Origin of the sequence: Ruminococcus sp. AF20-12LB, from assembly GCF_003478985.1 — a bacterium.
Taxonomy (GTDB): domain Bacteria; phylum Bacillota; class Clostridia; order Lachnospirales; family Lachnospiraceae; genus Blautia_A.
The window spans coordinates 1-15,572 of the sequence record NZ_QUGH01000006.1 but is presented as its reverse complement, the minus strand read 5'-3'; the positions used below and the strand labels follow the sequence as shown (position 1 = coordinate 15,572).

Genomic DNA, 15,572 nt, shown 5'->3' with positions numbered 1-15,572 from the left:
ATTATGCAAATCAAAAGATTACGTATTGACAAGCATCTTTGTTTGGTTGATTTTGATATTAGATTTGCCACTGTGTCTGGTGGTAGTTCAACCATTTTGATTGGTGAAAATGGTGCAGGCAAATCAACAATGATAGAATGTATTTTGAATATTTTAATGTCCTTTGATTCACCGGCAATTGAGAAGCAGATCGATTATAGTTATTCCCTTGAGTACGAATATGCACAGAAATCAATATCTATTATCAAAAGTGGCCATGCTTACCGTATTACAGCGGACGATTCTGCTATTGAGGGAAGTTATAGGAAGGTTCGTTCGTTTGCCCAAAAGAATTCCCTGTTTCCACAGCGTGTTGTTGCGTTTTATTCCGGAACGAATAACAAACTTTTTCCGAATATAAAAGTGGTAAATACGAGATATACGTGCTTATGCAGGGATACGCTTAGAAATTTTTTAAAATCAATGAACGATGATAGCGAGCGTTTTATTCCTAATTTCCCAAAGAGAAAATACAATTATTGTGAGGAAGGGTTTACCCCTGTTTATCTACTTTCTATTTTGTGTGGACAAAAATCCTTTGAAAAAAGCTATCTTATTAAAGCTTGTCATTTTGATAAGGTTAAATATGTGGATATGGTTGTCAACACCAATAAAGTTGAGCAAATTTTTGGCAGAGGACGGTTTGAGGGTGATGTACCTACAGGCTTGTATTACCTGACTGATTTTATTGATTATCGATTTACAGATCTTTTGCGTAGAGGCTTTATGTATTCTTCGAATGGAAAATCATATTTTCAGATCACGAATATTGACAGTGTGAACATTGATTCAATAGCTATTCTTGAGTTTTTTGAAAAACTATATTCTCTTTTTGAGACCAGATTTGAAGTAACTGTCACACAAGGGGAATCAAATGTAAAATGCAGCGAAATGAGTGAAGGTCAACGGCAACTTATCAAAATTCTTGGTATGCTCGGCATTTGCAAGACAGAAGACTGTTTGGTATTGATGGATGAACCGGATGCCTATATGAATCCACGCTGGAAATATGAAATCAAAGAAACAATGGATAATTCTTTGCGAGATGCTATAAATACTCAAGCTATTGTTGCAACTCATGATCCGCTTGTAATCAATGGCGTTCCAAAGGAATTTATTCGTATCTTTACTCACAATGAAAACCTCGTATCAAACAATGGGTATTACTTTACAAAAGTAATTGTCCCTACAGAAGATACAGAGGGGATGGGAATTGATGGCTTATTACAGAGTGAGTATTATGGATTGTCTTCGGTTTTGGATAGTGAAACAAAAGATAAAATGGATGAAAAACACAGACTTCTTATTAAAAAGAAAGATGGAACAATAACCGATAATGAAAAGTATAAATTATTAGAATTGACAAATGATCTTGAGAATATGTCTTTTACTAGAAATATACCAACGGATAGTTATTATGACGAGTATGTTGCAGCAATGCACAAAATCTATAGTGAGCGTCCTCATGTTAATCTATCTGCGGAAGACATTGCTGAAAGAAACGCAAAGGCGGAAGAAATTTTAAAAGGACTATTAGAAAAATGAGATATATTGATTTAGCCTTGATTGATAAAAAAGATCCTGATGTAATAGGATGGCTTAATAAAGCAAGATTGTATTTAAATGAATTGAGCAAAAAAACAACACACGACGAACGAAAAGAATATATGGCTGCTCATGGAATTTGGAGTCAATTCAAACCGATACTTATAAAATATTATGGAGAAAAATGCTGGTATTCTGAATGTAGTTTAGAGGGGGCATTTGGAGAGATTGATCACTTTAGGCCGAAAAACAAATCAACAGACGAGAAAAAAAATGAAATATTGCCAGATGGATATTGGTGGTTGGCATACGATTATCTCAACTATCGTTTAAGTTGTGAGAAAAGTAATCGTAGTTATGGTGATGGCGGGAAAAATGATATGTTTCCTTTAAAAGCAGGTACGCCTGCTGCTACGCAAGGAAATAATAATGATATCCCCATTCTGTTAGATCCTTGCGTGGAAAGCGATGTTGAGATTATTGATTGTAATGAAGCTGGTGAAATCATAGCATTAAGCAACGATCCCTACGATGTAAGTAGAGTTGAAATTAGCAAAAGAATATACAATTGGAATTGTTTTAATATTGGTCGTAAAAAAATTCGTTCAGACAGCAAAATAGCATTGCAACTTTTTGAAATGGCGTATGAATTATGTCCGGATAAGATGGCACCTTCAATTAAGCAAATTTGTAAACTGGTTCATCCGGACACCCCATATTCATCGTTTGCCAAACGATACATAAAATTTAAAATTCACGATAAACCATACGAAGATGTGATTGTTAATGCAATAGAAGAAGCGCATTTCCTGCTTCGACACTTAGAGCAAAGAGAGGAGCAGGAAAGATTACCGCAGACGCCCTGTTTGGAGCAGGAAGAAAAATAAATGCACTCGGTTTTCCTGCGGCTGTGGTCATCGTAATAGTGAGGGGAAAAGATCAGATGGCGTCGAACTTCCCTGGAAACAGAGGAAGGGCTCTTGCCAAGTTCGTCAGCAATCTTTTTGAAGCTCCATCTTTTTTCGATGCCAGCCTCGATAGAGATTCTGTCAGAGAGTGTAAAGTGTTTGCCTTTGTTGGATTCAAAAAAAGTATTCATAAATAGAAACTCCTTTCATGTTGGAGCCTGAGAGTAAGTTCATGTTACTATGATTGCAGAGGTAAATGCAACCCCTATGTCTGTGTTTAAGAACAAAAAGACCTAAGGGTTGCATTTACTTTTTCAATTAACAATCACAAAGAGTTCACAAAATAATTAGCACTCACCTCTTGATAATGGAAGTTGATTTTTGTCCTGTCTTGTGTATCCTAGAAGTGCCTGTTTTACAGGCTTTCCGGGGCATCGGTCATTTTGTTTGGTATTGTAAAGCAGTGTCAGATTTGTCGTAAATGTCGTAAATTTGTGGTCAAAAAATGATGAGAAATGGAGAGTGCTAATAATATGAACGCAGGCTACGAAGTGACTGCGTTCATGAGCAAGTAGCGAAGCGGATTGCGAATGTCCACTGTTATAACGTATACAAATGTAAATGGATATCTGATTCCAAATCTCACCTATAAATCCGGTGAGCAGATGGAGCAACTTGGCAAGTATGGTTTTCTTCGTAGAGATTATCTGAAGAACTATCGAAATTCAACCTATCAGGTGATGCTTTTACAGGATACCATTGGAGAGCATCTTCTGGAAGTAGATAAGGCAGCCAGAGAACGGGAAGAAATGATTCTGAAACAGTTGGAAGAAAAAGAACCATTGCCAGATAAAGAAGCAGATCAGATTGCCTGGGTAAGAACTGCTAATCAGCACAGAGCGATTGCGGAAGAGATTATTCTCAAGGAATTGATTTATGTTTAAATGAAGGTGATGAGGTCGTGGAATGCGACCTCATTATTATATGTGACCATGAAAAAGCAGTAGGCAGAATGAGAAAAATAGGGTAATATAACAGTAAGCAGTTGGGACAGTTTTGAAATGCCAATTTGGCATTTCAAGTTATAGAAGGGAATCGATAATGAAAAAAGAGATATTAATAGCAGATAATATTGATAATATTTATGATGAAATAAATGCGTTAATCAGGGAAAAGAAAACTAATGTAAAAAAAGTTGTGAATGATGCCATTATTTCTCTTAATTGGGGAATTGGAAAAAGACTTAGTGTGGAGTTAACTGGAAATAACAAGCCTGAGTATGGAAAAAAGGTTGTTGCAGAAGTCAGTAAACGGCTGGAACAGGAGTATGGTTCGGGATTTGATAAAACATCAATTTCAAGAATGATTAAGTTTTATCAGGAATTTCCTGACTTCGAAAAAGTTGCGACATTGTCGCAACAATTGACCTGGTCGCATTTTGTAGAGATTCTGCCAATACAAGATGAGTTAAAAAGAGATTTTTATGCTGCAATGTGTATGCAGGAAAACTGGTCAGTGCGAACACTGCGTGAAAGAAAAAAATCCATGCTTTATGAACGAACTGCAATATCGAAGAAACCAGAAGAAACGATTAAAAATGAAATTGCGGAATTACGAGATGATGGAAAAATGAGTCTGGATCTTTTTTACAGAGATCCATATATGCTTGATTTTCTCGGTTTACGTGATACTTATAGTGAAAAAGATTTAGAAAATGCTATTCTTGCAGAATTAGAAAAATTTATTCTGGAAATGGGATCGGATTTTGCATTTTTAGCAAGACAGAAACATTTTGTACTGGATGGCAAGGACTACTATATGGATTTATTATTCTATCATAGAGGCTTGAGAAGGTTGGTTCTTGTTGAACTAAAGCTTGGGGAATTTGAACCGCAGGATAAAGGACAAGTCGAGCTGTATTTGCGATGGCTGGAAAAGAATGAAAGAGTGGAAGGTGAAGAAAGTCCTGTTGCACTTATATTATGTGCAGAAAAATCACAGGAAACTATAGAATTAATGCAATTGGATCATGGAAATATTCATGTGGGACAGTATATGACCCAAATGCCTCCAAAAGAACTTTTAGAACAGAAGCTATCCCTTGCTATTGCAAATGCGAGAGAATTGTTAGAACAAAGGAAAGAAGAATAGAAATTTTCAATTTAATAATGAAGTGCAGAGAAAGGCGTGAGTCATAGAAATGTGGCTTGCGTCTTTTTCTATCTGGAAAGGAAGTGAGATAGAATGGCACAGATTTTTCGTGTAGAGAGAACTAAGAATTTTACGGTAATGAGTAATCATCATTTCAAGAATAAGAATCTGACATTGAAAGCGAAAGGTCTATTATCGCTGATGTTAAGTTTGCCAGATGACTGGAATTACAATATGCAAGGACTGGCAACATTGAGCAGAGATGGGATTGATTCTGTTCGTTCTGCAATTAAGGAATTAGAGTATCATGGATATGTGGAACGTCATAGATTGCGTAATGAGTATGGCTTTTATGGCGATACCGAATATATTATCCGGGAAGTTCCATTAGGAGAAGAAAATGATTAAGTGGAGAAGAGAAGTGCCTAAGGGTGGATAGTCCAATTTTGGACAATCAGGTCATAGGAAATTTCTATCTCCGGACATCAGAAAATAGGAAAACCAGATATGGTAAATCCCATACTGGACAAACCGTTGCTATTAATAATCCATGTTATTAAATATGAATTATTAAAGAACCAGTAAATAAAATATCCATCTTATCAATTCACGTAAGTATTAATGGGATTGGATAAGAAAAGAAAGAATGAGGTATGATTATGAGAATGATGAAAAATAACAGAAATGAAACAGTTATGGTGATCGGGATTGATCATGGTTATGGAAACATGAAAACTGCCACCAGATGCTTTCCATCCGGTGTAGCCAGATATGACAAGGAGCCAATCTTTCAGAACAATCTTCTTGTTTACAATGGCATGTATTACCAGATCGGAGAGGAACACAAGGAGTTCTGTGCAGAGAAAACGCAGGACGAGGACTATTATGTGCTGACACTGGCGGCTATCGCAAGGGAACTGGATGGGAAAGGTATGAACCGGGCAAAGGTACACATTGCAGCCGGACTTCCACTTACCTGGCACTTTAGCGTGCAGGGAAAAGCTCCAGTGGAGCTTTTCATCGCAGTAGTTACACAGAAAGAAGATTTCCAGAAATATCTTCTCCAGAATGAAAGCGTGGATTTTATATTCCGCAATAAAGAGTATCATGTAGAGTTTGCAGGCGCTGATATTTACCCACAGGGATTTGCAGCAGCCTTTTACCGCTTACAGGATTTCAAAGGAATCAACATGCTTGTGGATATTGGAAACGGAACTATGAACATCATGTATATCAACAATTCCCGTCCATTAGAGAAGAAATGCTTTACAGAGAAATATGGAACGCATCAGTGTGTGCTTACTGTAAGGGAATCCCTGCTGAAAGAACTGGGAACAGTGGTGGACGATCTGGTGATTGAGCAGGTGATCCGTACCGGGACAGCAGATATTGGTGAGAAATATCTGACAGTCATTCGTAAAGCTGCCAGAGATTATACGAAAGAAATCTTCCATAAGCTGAGAGAACGGGAATATAATCCAGAACTGATGCGTTTGTATGTGGTCGGCGGTGGCGGTTGTATGATCCAGAATTTTGGAGAATATGACAAGAGTCGGGTAATGATTGTACGGGACATCTGTGCCACAGCGAAAGGCTATGAAGCAATGACCGTAAGGAAAATCCAGAGAAACGGAGGGATGCTTGTATGAGAAAAGAACGGAAAATCATCAACACAAATATCCGTTTGAATCTTTGTGATGAACAGGACAGGCAGGCATGGGAATATTTGCAGACGATGAACAGGGAAAAATATAAATCGTACACCAGAGCAGTTGTAGTTGCTTTAAACGATTATTTTTCCAGAGAGTACAGGAATGAAGCAGATCCGTATCTGGAAACCAGAGAAAAGGAAGATGCGTTTTTGGAAAGAGTGGAAACAGCTGTCAGGGATGGAGTGAAAGAATCCGTCCCGATGGCTATAGCGAAGAATCTGATGGAAATGCTTGTACCGTTTGTAAAAGAATCGGTAGGAGAAATTAATCTGCCTGACAGAACACTAACAATGGAGAAAACGGATGGAGAGATCGCAGAAGATAATCTGGACTGGGAGAAAGAAGCTGATATGGATGCAGCACTGGATTTTGCAGACAGTTTTTAGACGGTTATGAAATAGCAGTAACAGGAAAACAGACTGACAGTAAGGAATAGCTTTACAAAAACAGAATAGCAGAAAAAGACAATGGCAGTGATGACATTTCAGACATTATGAATTGGAAAAATGTTTATGACTGCTATTTTTATGTCTTTTAGCAGAAATGGAAAGAGATCCAGAAAAAGAAAGACAGAAATAACAGGAAAATATAACAGAAAAACGTTGGCAGATGGGTGGATTGAACAAGCAAGGCGAAGAAAAGAATAGAGTGCCGGATACGGCACATGATTGTCCGATACTTCGCATCGGAGTGATGCATGAACAGCCTGTTTCAGAAAGAGAAAATCTATCGAAATGGGAGCTTTTCTCTTTATGAAACAGTCTGTCCCTGCACCACAAAACCACCGTCATCTCCATTTTGATTTGATAACGTAGGGTGGAAAATATGGCTTGGTGGGTGTCGGTTCAGTGGTGGGGAGATGACAGGCAAGTTTCGCAAAGTGGCAAGCCACTCTGCACCGGAGCCAGCCTTTGGGCTGTTCCTAAACTTGCCAGAGGGCTCCGCCCCTGGAACCCCGGCACGTCAATAGCGTAAGTATCCCCGCGAAATGTCCACCGGACATTCCTGTGGAACACTTACTGATTGACTAGGACTTGTCTCCGCCGCCGCTCCGGTCGGTGCAAAGCTGACGTCCACTGGACGTCATGCACCCTGCACCCACCAAAGGAGCATTGTCTTCGCTCCACTTCGGTCGGTGCTAAACGGACATCCACTGGATGTCCAGCATCCTTATGGAATCCCTTTATTGGTTTATCAGTCAGAATATCGTATCAGTCAATAAAGAATGAAAATTAAGCAAAGAAAGGAGCCGAAAGCCTATGAGAAAACGAAATCATACAGTAACCATACGAATGAATAAAGCAGAATACGATCTGCTTCAGAGTAAGGTCAAAGAATCCGGAAGAACACAGCAGGAAGTTGTGATAAAAGCAATCGCAGATTTGAAAATAGTATCTGCAGAGGAAGTGGAAGAACTGAAAAGACTGAACCAGATGTTTGCAGACATCCTTTGTCAGCTCCGGGGAGCGACTACAAATATCAATCAGATTGCAAGAAAACTGCATACAGATGGAGAAATCCCAAACGACAGTATGTTATATTTCCTCAATAAAAATGTCCTCAAGTACCGGAAGGAGAGTGAAAGAATATGGCGGTTAATAAGACGATTAATAAGCGGACAAATACACATGGAGCAATGAGAAATTGTATCGAATATGTTTTACGACAAGACAAGACCGGCGAACTGCTTACCTATGTAACAGGCCCGTACTGCCATGATGAGATTAACTATGATCTGGTGTATAGAACCTTTTTAGAAGAAAAGAAGATGTGGAATAAAGATTCTGGGAGAATGTATGCCCACAACATTATTTCCTGGCATAAGGACGAGTAGATTATTCTGGAGCAGGCGTTTGAATTTGGAAAAGAGTTTGCAGAAAAATGGTTTAGTGGATTCCAGACGTTAGTGGCTGTGCATAAGGATAAAGAGCATATTCACTGCCATCTGGTTACCAATTCAGTGAGTTATGAAGATGGGAGAAAGCTGCATAATACCAGAAAAGATTTGGAACGTATGAAACAGCTTACCAACCAGATGTGCCGGGAACGTGGACTGACAGTTGCCGAGAAAGGAAAGCACTTTGATGGAAGCCAGATTGAAAAAGGGGAAGTCATTGCGTGGAGCAAAGATAAATATAACCTGTTCCGTCAACAGGTAAAGGACAGTTTTGTAGCGGACTGTGCAATGGCGGTATTAAAGGCACTGGAAAATTGTATCAGCAAAGAAAAGTTTATAGAAAAAATGAAACAGTTTGGATGGAACGTAAACTGGACAGAGAAACGTAAGCACATCACTTTTCAGAACCAGGATGGAAAGAAAGTGCGTGACAGCAATCTGTCTAAAACATTTCATCTGGATATCAGTAAGGAGGGATTGGAGAATGAATTTAATGGAAATAGGGAAAAATCCAGAGTTGCAGCCGACAGAGACAGCAGAGCAGCCGAAGAACTCAGAAACTATTACAGAGAGCTTGACGCAGCCATCACAGACACCAGAGGAATCACCGATCAAGCTCAAAGTGGAGAGGGATATTCTTGTACAGAGTTTCGAGAAAGCGAAAGAGTTCATGCGAACACAGAAAAAGCAGATACAGACACTGGAAGAAGAGAAACGGATGATCTTATTCGACAGGCAGAAATTGCGAGAAGAAGTTCGGAAATCAACCGTAGAAATTCAGCGTTTAACAACAGAACTGTCCGAAACGCAGAAGCTGAATCAATCGCTTCAGCAGAGCAACGACGATCTGAGGAACAGGAATGGTTTGAAGAGCAGGAAAGAGCAAGAACAGCTCGAAGAAGAAATAAAAGACGTTCGGGACCAGAACTCTAAACTGCAGATACAGGTGAATAAATCATCTGTTGAAGCAGTAGATGAAGCACAGAAGAAACAAAAAGAAGCAGAGAAAAAGATGGAACAGGCAGAAACAAAGGCCCGTAACGAAAAGAAACGGGCAGAGCTGGAAATCCGTAAAGCGAAAAAAGAAGTAAAAGCCAGAACCGAAAAAATGAGGGATACGGAATATTTTTGGGGAATGGGATACATTACGGTAATCCTGTTTGTAATTATGCAGAACGGTGCTTTTCAGAATGATTTCATAGATTTTTTCAGGACTCCATTCATGTGGTATTTTCAATTTTGTGAATGGTTGGCACATCCAACCTATGATAACGGATTTAACCAGAAAATAGCATATACATGTGGAGAAGCATGGGTTATCAGAATTCTGGCAATCGTAGCGGTCCTTCTCATAGTGGTAATTATAATGGCGATAATTATGGAAATAATAAAGATATACAAAAAAATGTGGGATAAAATTTCACAGATGTTTTTAATCGGAAGTCTTTCGGGGATAGCAGTGCTTGGAGATGTAATTAGAGAATATCTGCCAGTGAATTTGATTTTGACATTTGGATTTATCAATGTGGGAATCATGCTGCTTAAAATGTATTTTCAGAAGAAGTTTGAAGAAAAAAGCCTGTATGCTGATAATCACTATGATTAGGAAAATACAAAAGCCGATAACCATAGTTCAAAGAACTGTGTTTTATCGGCTCTGCGGCTGTGCGTCTGGCGTTTTAATAGCAGTCATATGGAATTGTGCAATGTTGATTAGGCATTTGCTTTTACACTTCGAACAAAAGAGTGGGAAAGTTTTTTAATAGACAGTATCTTCTCGGATTTTGTCACGTGTTTTATTTCCGCAGACAAGGCAACGCACCCACTCGACACTTACTTTTATTTGCACCTCTACTTTTATTTTTTCCTTGAGTATCCTATAACACTAACAAAATACGATGAAACTACTATACCCAAAGCAAAAATAGCAATCAACATAGGATTTTTAACCAAATTTTGAGTAACGTATTTCATATCTTTTGATATTTTGCTTACGAAAAAGATAACGAGAAGTGTGCAAATCATTCTCACATACTGAACTCTCATATAGCCAAACCACTGTGCTATTGCTAAACATATAGAACACCATAAAACAGGTAATGCTATTGCAATGGCGATAGAAAAACCAAACTGGCTAAGTGTAAAATTATGATAAACCACATAACGAATGATATAAATGATAACTGTACCCATTATACTAATCGGAACAAGAAGCAAGCTAGTCAAATACTTACTGAAAATGATTTGGTACTTACTCATCGGCAAGGTTAATTCATATTGTTTCCATGAAGTCAATCCATCATAGGTCATGGTCATCATTAAGTGCATACCGATAAAAAGTGAAAAAAAAGCCGATGACATAATTGAGTAAACTTCATTCTCTCCGAAGAATGAAATTGCTATTACAAAAAAATACATTACAAAAATGACTTTTTTATTCATTTTCTTCATAAGCAATAAATCCTTAAAAACCAATCCTTTCATTTGACACCTCCTTTGATATAGAACAGCATAATGTCCTCAATAGAAGCATTATCAATAATTAGATTTTTGTATCTTTTTTTTGCAGCTACTTTGTCATGTATTAAGCATTCCACGCTAAGATTTGTTTCTCGACAACATACATAGTCATCTGGCGAAACAGTATTAAATTCTGATTTTTTACAGCGTATAATTCCATAATTATAAATAAGGTCATCTTTCTTTTCCTCAAAAATAATTTTTCCATTATGAATCAGAATTACATAGTCAGCAACCTTTTGTATGTCAGAGGTTATATGTGTAGAGAACAAAATAGAGTGTTCTTCATCTTGAATAAATTCTAAAAAAATATCCAAAATTTCATCTCGTACAACAGGATCTAACCCTGTTGTTGCTTCGTCTAAAATCAGAATCTGGGGTCTATGCGATAGTGCACAAATAATTGACAATTTCATCTTCATACCTTTTGAAAGTTGCCCTATTGATTTATTTAATGGAACATCAAGGCGTTTCATATATTCTTCAAACAAATTCATATCCCATGTTTTATAAGATCCCGAAAGGATTTGGGCAATATCTTTTGCATTTAAGACGGAATGGAATTTACATTCGTCAAAAACAACACCAATGTTTTCTTTATGCAAATAAGAGTGATTTTGTTTACCCAATATTCTTATTTCACCCGCATCCAACTTTAACTGGTCTAAAATTAAATTGATAGTTGTACTTTTTCCAGCACCATTTTCTCCTATGAAACCCACAATACGTCCTGTAGGAACTGTAAATGAAATATGATCTAACATAAAATCATCAAATTTTTTAGTAACATTTTTTACAACAATACTGTTCTGTTCCATAATTCCACCTCTCATTCTTCAAAAAATAGTTTTAGAATATTAGCCATTTGCTCATAGCTGATACCATGAGTACGACCGATTATAGCAACCTTTTCTAAAAGTTCTTCTGCTATTCGTAGTTGTTCTTCTTGAATAAATTCTTTATTTGGTGATGCAACAAAACTACCTTTTCCCGATACGGTTTCGATAAACCCATCTCGAGTTAAATCTTCGTAAGCTCGTTGAACAGTAATAACACTTATATGCAGGTCTTTTGCCAGTGCACGCATGGAAGGCAGGGCTTCTCCGGCAGATAGGGTACCATTCATGATTAAACTCTTGATCTGCATAGCAATTTGTTCATAAATAGGCTTATCACTACTATTACTTATGATAATTTCCATTCTAACTTCCTCTCACCACCTTTTGATATATGCGTACTTATACGATATGTACAGTGTATATGATAGTGTCAGAAATGTCAATAAAGTAATCCTACAATTCATTCATTAAAATATACCATATAAAGTTTTCAAAAAATCAGCGTAATCCAACCTGTCAACCGGCATAATAAGGTTATTTCTTTGTGCAAATCAGCACGATAATGATAGGATGAGCGATGATGAATTAGAACTTCTGGCTCCATGGAACGAAATCGTCAAAGCTGAAATCGAACGTCGTGCAAACGAATCAAATTAATCATATGTGAATTGTCAAGGTGCTCCGGCTACTGAAAAGTAGTCGGGGATTTTTTCTATCGTATCTAAAAATTAAGCGGTTACCATATATTCAGATTGGCAGTGAAGTAGTTGTTAAAGAATATCCAGATAGACGGGAATATGCTGTTTGGGAAGAGGTACTTAATACTTGTTTGAAAGAAAAAGCGAAGCGATTTGTGTAATTACAAATGCTGGCTATAAAGTAGTTGAGTGATGAAAAATACATATAGCAGAAGAGCATTAGATTAAAAAAGAATAGTAACTCCCCATTATTGGAATATTTTCCAGTTTTGAGGAGCATTGTATTTGCTATATTCGCCATTTTTTCTTAGGTTCAAACTTTCCGCAACCATCACAGGTCTGTGGCCAGTTGATTTTCCATTCAAAATACTCATCTCTGGTAATCTCGCCGGATTTCAGTTCATCCATTCGAACTACCCATTCTTTCAGAAAATCATTCAGAACCCCATAATCAAACCACATACAGACAGGAGCATGGGCAGGCCAGTTATCATTGTCATGGTAGTAAACGGAAGTGTCTGCTACTTCATTGCATTTTTCACCAGGAAATTTCCGAGGAAGAAACAGATGCAGGGCAGATGGATTAAATTCATCCAGCCAGAAAAGCAGTTCCATCATTTCGGAAGCGTCACGTCCAGCGGTATCATAGAGGGTATAAGGATTGACATCCAGAGCATTAGCCATTTTATCAACCAGATCTTTTTTTGGAACACGAACGCCTTTTTCATATTGTACAATTCTATGCTGATCGGTCAGTCCGATCTTCTCTGACAGTTCTTTTTGTGTCATTTTCCGGAATGTCCGGATTTTTTTTAGTTTCAGATTAAAATTCATAAAGTCACCTCTGCATTAGTCCTGATAAACATCCATAGAAGATAGTAAAATCAAGAAATGAATAACTATTTGTCCATATTATAACACAAGATAGCAGAAAATCAATAAAAAAGAGTACAAAAAAGAACCTAAAACGCATGAAGTGCTATTGACATTAGCAGTAACTGGGGATATAATGGCATTAAATCGAAATAGGCACAAAAATGTATACCTACAAAAACTTTTGATTGTTGAACCTTGAAAATTAAATGAGCTGTATGGGTGCCTTTCGGGGCTTAAAGGTAACACAGGATTCCACCGCTGTATCAGAGAGTAGTATGTGGAAACCGAAGATACTCCGGCAACGGCTGGTATGCTTGAGAAGAAGCTGCCAGTATTCAGAAAGATTTCTGATAGAGGTCAATTGTAACGTTGACACCGCCATATACAAATGGAAGCCAACACGCCGAACAGAATGGAAAATCATCGTAAGAAGTCCAAACAAAAAGTATATGTACTGACAACGGGCATAACCGCTGTCTGGGAGGTGATGCAGAAGAATACGGAGGAAAGGAGGTATGTGCATCATGAGAAAAACAACAGAGTATAAGTCTGAGAATCGTCTGACGGTAGATATTGAAGGATTAATGGCAATGTTATCCTGCGGAGAAGTAACTGCAAAGAAAATTGCAGACCATGCAGAAGCAAGAGTGATTGTTGGAAGACGTGTTCTCTATAACGTGGATAAGATAAAAAAATATCTTGATGCAATGGCAGTGTAATGAAAGATAAAAGGATAAAATACAACAACTTTCCTTCGGAATGAAAAGTGAAAAGGGTAAAATATTCCTGAGAAACAGGCAAATAAAAATTAGCATTTTGCAGGAATTTACCCTTGGAAATCATAAAATATTATGTTAATCTGTGAGCAGATATCAGGCAGTAAATAACTGATACCGACAGGACAAAAATCATTCCGAATAACGAAAAATGAAGTGAAAGGAATGATTGATATGGCAAGAAAAGATAATAAAGGCAGAAATTTAAAAACAGGTGAATACCAGCGTCCGGATGGACGTTATGAGTATCGCTACAAGGATGAAATTACCGGAAAGCGTAATTCGGTTTATGCAGCTGATCTGGCGAGTCTGCGAGAAATGGAAAAGAAAATCAATAAGGATATGGATGATCTGCTTATTACAGATGCATCAGTCAAGAAGCTGACTGTAAATACGTTGTTTGAGCGATACGTGGCAACAAAGAATATCAAGGAAAGAACGAAAAAGAATTATATCCGTATGTGGGACTACCGTATACGAAATACTTTGGGAAATATTCGTGTTTTGGATTTTAAGACATCTCATGTAAGGACATTCTTTTCAGCATTGTCAGATGAAGGACTTGCACACAGTACGATCAAAGGTCTTTATGGCTTATTGAATCCCAGTTTTGAACTGGCAGTGGAAGACGGGATTATCCGTAAGAATCCGGTAACTGGAACACTTGGAGATTATGGGGCTCCGGCAAAAGAGAAAGAAGCACTGACACTGGAACAGCAGGAAAAACTTCTGGAGTTTGTTGAACAGAGTAATGTGTATAAGCTTCATCTTCCGATGATGCAGGTTATGTTTGGGGCTTGCCTGAGAGTGAGTGAGACTATCGGCTTAACCTGGTCAGATGTGGATATGAAGAACCGGGAGATTCATGTAGGTGGACAGCTTGTGTATTATGAAGGTGATGAAGGATATTGTTTCCATGATTCAGAAACCAAAACGGATGCAGGAATCAGAGATATTCCTATGACACAGATGGTATATGATGCGTTCCGTAAGCAGAGAGAACTGAATCTGATGCTTGGTTTGCAGAGTAATGTTGAGATCGGTGGACGTAGTGGATTCATCTTCAATACAAAACATGGGCGTCCGATCATGCCGGCGGGAGTGAACAGCTTTCTGAAAAATATTGTTAATGCCTATAATAAGAAAGAAAGCAAACTGGCAGAAGAAGAGAAGCGAGAGCCGGAGCTGATGCCTCCTATTTCATCGCATACCCTTCGGCATACGGGATGTACCAGACTGGGTGAGAACAATGTCAATCCCAAAGTTATGCAGTATGTGATGGGCCATTCAGATGCACAGATTACAATGAATGTCTACAATCATATTGCAGAAAAGTCTCATGTGGAGAATGAAATGTCTAAAATGAACCTGCCGGAAACCGTACCTGCTGTGGTATAAACCATAGATTGTTGTCGTAAAATGTGGTAAGAAAATCAGACGAATATATTTTCCAAAAGATTTGTCGTAAAAATGTGGTCAAATCAAGAAAATCGAGTGCGAAAGCAAGTGAAAAATCCCTGTGAAGCCCGTAAAATCAAGGTTCACAAAATCTTGGTTGAATGAAAAAGTAACTTCCACCATGTGCTAGTACTGATAAGTAAAGGGATTTCT

Annotated in this window: 17 protein-coding genes and 2 pseudogenes; 13 read left to right on the top strand and 6 right to left on the bottom strand. The window is 37.9% G+C overall.

The window, feature by feature from the left end; translation table 11 throughout:
* Positions 1-3: 3 nt before the first annotated feature.
* A complete protein-coding gene (locus DWX61_RS09195) occupies positions 4-1,584 on the top strand; it encodes an AAA family ATPase (protein ID WP_118378188.1) in 1,581 nt (526 codons plus the stop codon).
* On the top strand, positions 1,581-2,471 hold the full coding sequence (locus DWX61_RS18785; protein ID WP_147419618.1) for an HNH endonuclease family protein: 891 nt from the start codon (positions 1,581-1,583) through the stop codon (positions 2,469-2,471). The genes DWX61_RS09195 and DWX61_RS18785 overlap by 4 nt, the downstream gene beginning before the upstream one ends.
* Before the next feature lie 68 nt (positions 2,472-2,539).
* On the opposite strand, the pseudogene DWX61_RS19270 reads toward DWX61_RS18785, so the two are convergent.
* A pseudogene (locus tag DWX61_RS19270) lies at positions 2,540-2,683 on the bottom strand (helix-turn-helix domain-containing protein); the annotation flags it as partial.
* A 399-nt stretch (positions 2,684-3,082) separates the two neighbouring features.
* Here DWX61_RS19270 and DWX61_RS09185 point away from each other — a divergent pair.
* The 9 genes from DWX61_RS09185 to DWX61_RS09145 all read left to right on the top strand — a co-directional run bounded on the left by DWX61_RS09185 (position 3,083) and on the right by DWX61_RS09145 (position 9,858).
* Positions 3,083-3,436, top strand: coding sequence for a TnpV protein (locus DWX61_RS09185; RefSeq protein WP_118624929.1), 354 nt, complete (start codon positions 3,083-3,085; stop codon positions 3,434-3,436).
* A gap of 157 nt (positions 3,437-3,593) precedes the next feature.
* On the top strand, positions 3,594-4,643 hold the full coding sequence (locus DWX61_RS09180; protein ID WP_118041621.1) for a PDDEXK nuclease domain-containing protein: 1,050 nt from the start codon (positions 3,594-3,596) through the stop codon (positions 4,641-4,643).
* A gap of 93 nt (positions 4,644-4,736) precedes the next feature.
* Positions 4,737-5,051 carry a helix-turn-helix domain-containing protein gene (locus tag DWX61_RS09175; RefSeq protein ID WP_118624927.1) on the top strand — a complete coding sequence of 105 codons (315 nt, stop codon included), beginning with the start codon at positions 4,737-4,739 and terminating at the stop codon, positions 5,049-5,051.
* Positions 5,052-5,302: 251 nt separating this feature from the next.
* Positions 5,303-6,292: a ParM/StbA family protein gene (locus tag DWX61_RS09170; RefSeq protein WP_173754485.1), complete on the top strand. Its 990-nt coding sequence runs from the start codon at positions 5,303-5,305 to the stop codon at positions 6,290-6,292.
* A complete protein-coding gene (locus tag DWX61_RS09165) occupies positions 6,289-6,741 on the top strand; it encodes a hypothetical protein (protein WP_118041625.1) in 453 nt (150 codons plus the stop codon). Before DWX61_RS09170 ends, DWX61_RS09165 begins: the two co-directional genes overlap by 4 nt.
* Before the next feature lie 873 nt (positions 6,742-7,614).
* Positions 7,615-7,995, top strand: a complete 381-nt coding sequence (locus DWX61_RS09155) for a plasmid mobilization protein (RefSeq protein ID WP_173703208.1) — start codon at positions 7,615-7,617, stop codon at positions 7,993-7,995.
* Positions 7,992-8,189, top strand: a complete 198-nt coding sequence (locus tag DWX61_RS19265) for a hypothetical protein (protein ID WP_244790444.1) — start codon at positions 7,992-7,994, stop codon at positions 8,187-8,189. Before DWX61_RS09155 ends, DWX61_RS19265 begins: the two co-directional genes overlap by 4 nt.
* A complete protein-coding gene (locus DWX61_RS09150; protein ID WP_330637486.1) occupies positions 8,190-9,185 on the top strand; it encodes a relaxase/mobilization nuclease domain-containing protein in 996 nt (331 codons plus the stop codon).
* Positions 9,118-9,858, top strand: coding sequence for a DUF6040 family protein (locus DWX61_RS09145; RefSeq protein WP_227752363.1), 741 nt, complete (start codon positions 9,118-9,120; stop codon positions 9,856-9,858). Before DWX61_RS09150 ends, DWX61_RS09145 begins: the two co-directional genes overlap by 68 nt.
* Before the next feature lie 42 nt (positions 9,859-9,900).
* Here DWX61_RS09145 and DWX61_RS19260 read toward each other — a convergent pair.
* The 5 genes and pseudogenes from DWX61_RS19260 to DWX61_RS09115 form a co-directional block, all read right to left on the bottom strand.
* Positions 9,901-10,074: pseudogene (locus DWX61_RS19260) on the bottom strand (cysteine-rich KTR domain-containing protein).
* A 35-nt stretch (positions 10,075-10,109) separates the two neighbouring features.
* On the bottom strand, positions 10,110-10,736 hold the full coding sequence (locus DWX61_RS09130; RefSeq protein ID WP_118041629.1) for an ABC-2 transporter permease: 627 nt from the start codon (positions 10,734-10,736) through the stop codon (positions 10,110-10,112).
* Positions 10,733-11,590, bottom strand: a complete 858-nt coding sequence (locus DWX61_RS09125) for an ABC transporter ATP-binding protein (RefSeq protein WP_022381160.1) — start codon at positions 11,588-11,590, stop codon at positions 10,733-10,735. The genes DWX61_RS09130 and DWX61_RS09125 overlap by 4 nt, the downstream gene beginning before the upstream one ends.
* 11 nt (positions 11,591-11,601) lie before the next feature.
* Positions 11,602-11,973, bottom strand: coding sequence for a GntR family transcriptional regulator (locus tag DWX61_RS09120; protein WP_008706402.1), 372 nt, complete (start codon positions 11,971-11,973; stop codon positions 11,602-11,604).
* Positions 11,974-12,597: 624 nt separating this feature from the next.
* Positions 12,598-13,143, bottom strand: coding sequence for a helix-turn-helix domain-containing protein (locus DWX61_RS09115; RefSeq protein ID WP_118041631.1), 546 nt, complete (start codon positions 13,141-13,143; stop codon positions 12,598-12,600).
* A gap of 566 nt (positions 13,144-13,709) precedes the next feature.
* On the opposite strand from DWX61_RS09115, the gene DWX61_RS09110 reads away from it, so the two are divergent.
* Together DWX61_RS09110 and DWX61_RS09105 are read left to right on the top strand one after the other, a co-directional pair.
* Positions 13,710-13,904: a hypothetical protein gene (locus DWX61_RS09110; RefSeq protein ID WP_118041633.1), complete on the top strand. Its 195-nt coding sequence runs from the start codon at positions 13,710-13,712 to the stop codon at positions 13,902-13,904.
* Between the two features lie 231 nt (positions 13,905-14,135).
* Entirely contained in the window at positions 14,136-15,359 is a 1,224-nt protein-coding gene (locus DWX61_RS09105) for a tyrosine-type recombinase/integrase (protein WP_118041639.1), read from the top strand.
* Positions 15,360-15,572 lie beyond the last annotated feature (213 nt).

Coding starts and splice junctions, on each gene's coding strand:
- DWX61_RS09130 (WP_118041629.1), bottom strand. CDS start 10,736: ATGAAAGGATTGGTTTTTAAGGATTTATTGCTTATGAAGAAAATGAAT.
- DWX61_RS09125 (WP_022381160.1), bottom strand. CDS start 11,590: ATGGAACAGAACAGTATTGTTGTAAAAAATGTTACTAAAAAATTTGAT.
- DWX61_RS09110 (WP_118041633.1), top strand. CDS start 13,710: ATGAGAAAAACAACAGAGTATAAGTCTGAGAATCGTCTGACGGTAGAT.
- DWX61_RS09105 (WP_118041639.1), top strand. CDS start 14,136: ATGGCAAGAAAAGATAATAAAGGCAGAAATTTAAAAACAGGTGAATAC.
- DWX61_RS09165 (WP_118041625.1), top strand. CDS start 6,289: ATGAGAAAAGAACGGAAAATCATCAACACAAATATCCGTTTGAATCTT.
- DWX61_RS18785 (WP_147419618.1), top strand. CDS start 1,581: ATGAGATATATTGATTTAGCCTTGATTGATAAAAAAGATCCTGATGTA.
- DWX61_RS09175 (WP_118624927.1), top strand. CDS start 4,737: ATGGCACAGATTTTTCGTGTAGAGAGAACTAAGAATTTTACGGTAATG.
- DWX61_RS09155 (WP_173703208.1), top strand. CDS start 7,615: ATGAGAAAACGAAATCATACAGTAACCATACGAATGAATAAAGCAGAA.
- DWX61_RS09170 (WP_173754485.1), top strand. CDS start 5,303: ATGAGAATGATGAAAAATAACAGAAATGAAACAGTTATGGTGATCGGG.
- DWX61_RS19265 (WP_244790444.1), top strand. CDS start 7,992: ATGAGAAATTGTATCGAATATGTTTTACGACAAGACAAGACCGGCGAA.
- DWX61_RS09185 (WP_118624929.1), top strand. CDS start 3,083: ATGTCCACTGTTATAACGTATACAAATGTAAATGGATATCTGATTCCA.
- DWX61_RS09195 (WP_118378188.1), top strand. CDS start 4: ATGCAAATCAAAAGATTACGTATTGACAAGCATCTTTGTTTGGTTGAT.
- DWX61_RS09180 (WP_118041621.1), top strand. CDS start 3,594: ATGAAAAAAGAGATATTAATAGCAGATAATATTGATAATATTTATGAT.
- DWX61_RS09115 (WP_118041631.1), bottom strand. CDS start 13,143: ATGAATTTTAATCTGAAACTAAAAAAAATCCGGACATTCCGGAAAATG.
- DWX61_RS09120 (WP_008706402.1), bottom strand. CDS start 11,973: ATGGAAATTATCATAAGTAATAGTAGTGATAAGCCTATTTATGAACAA.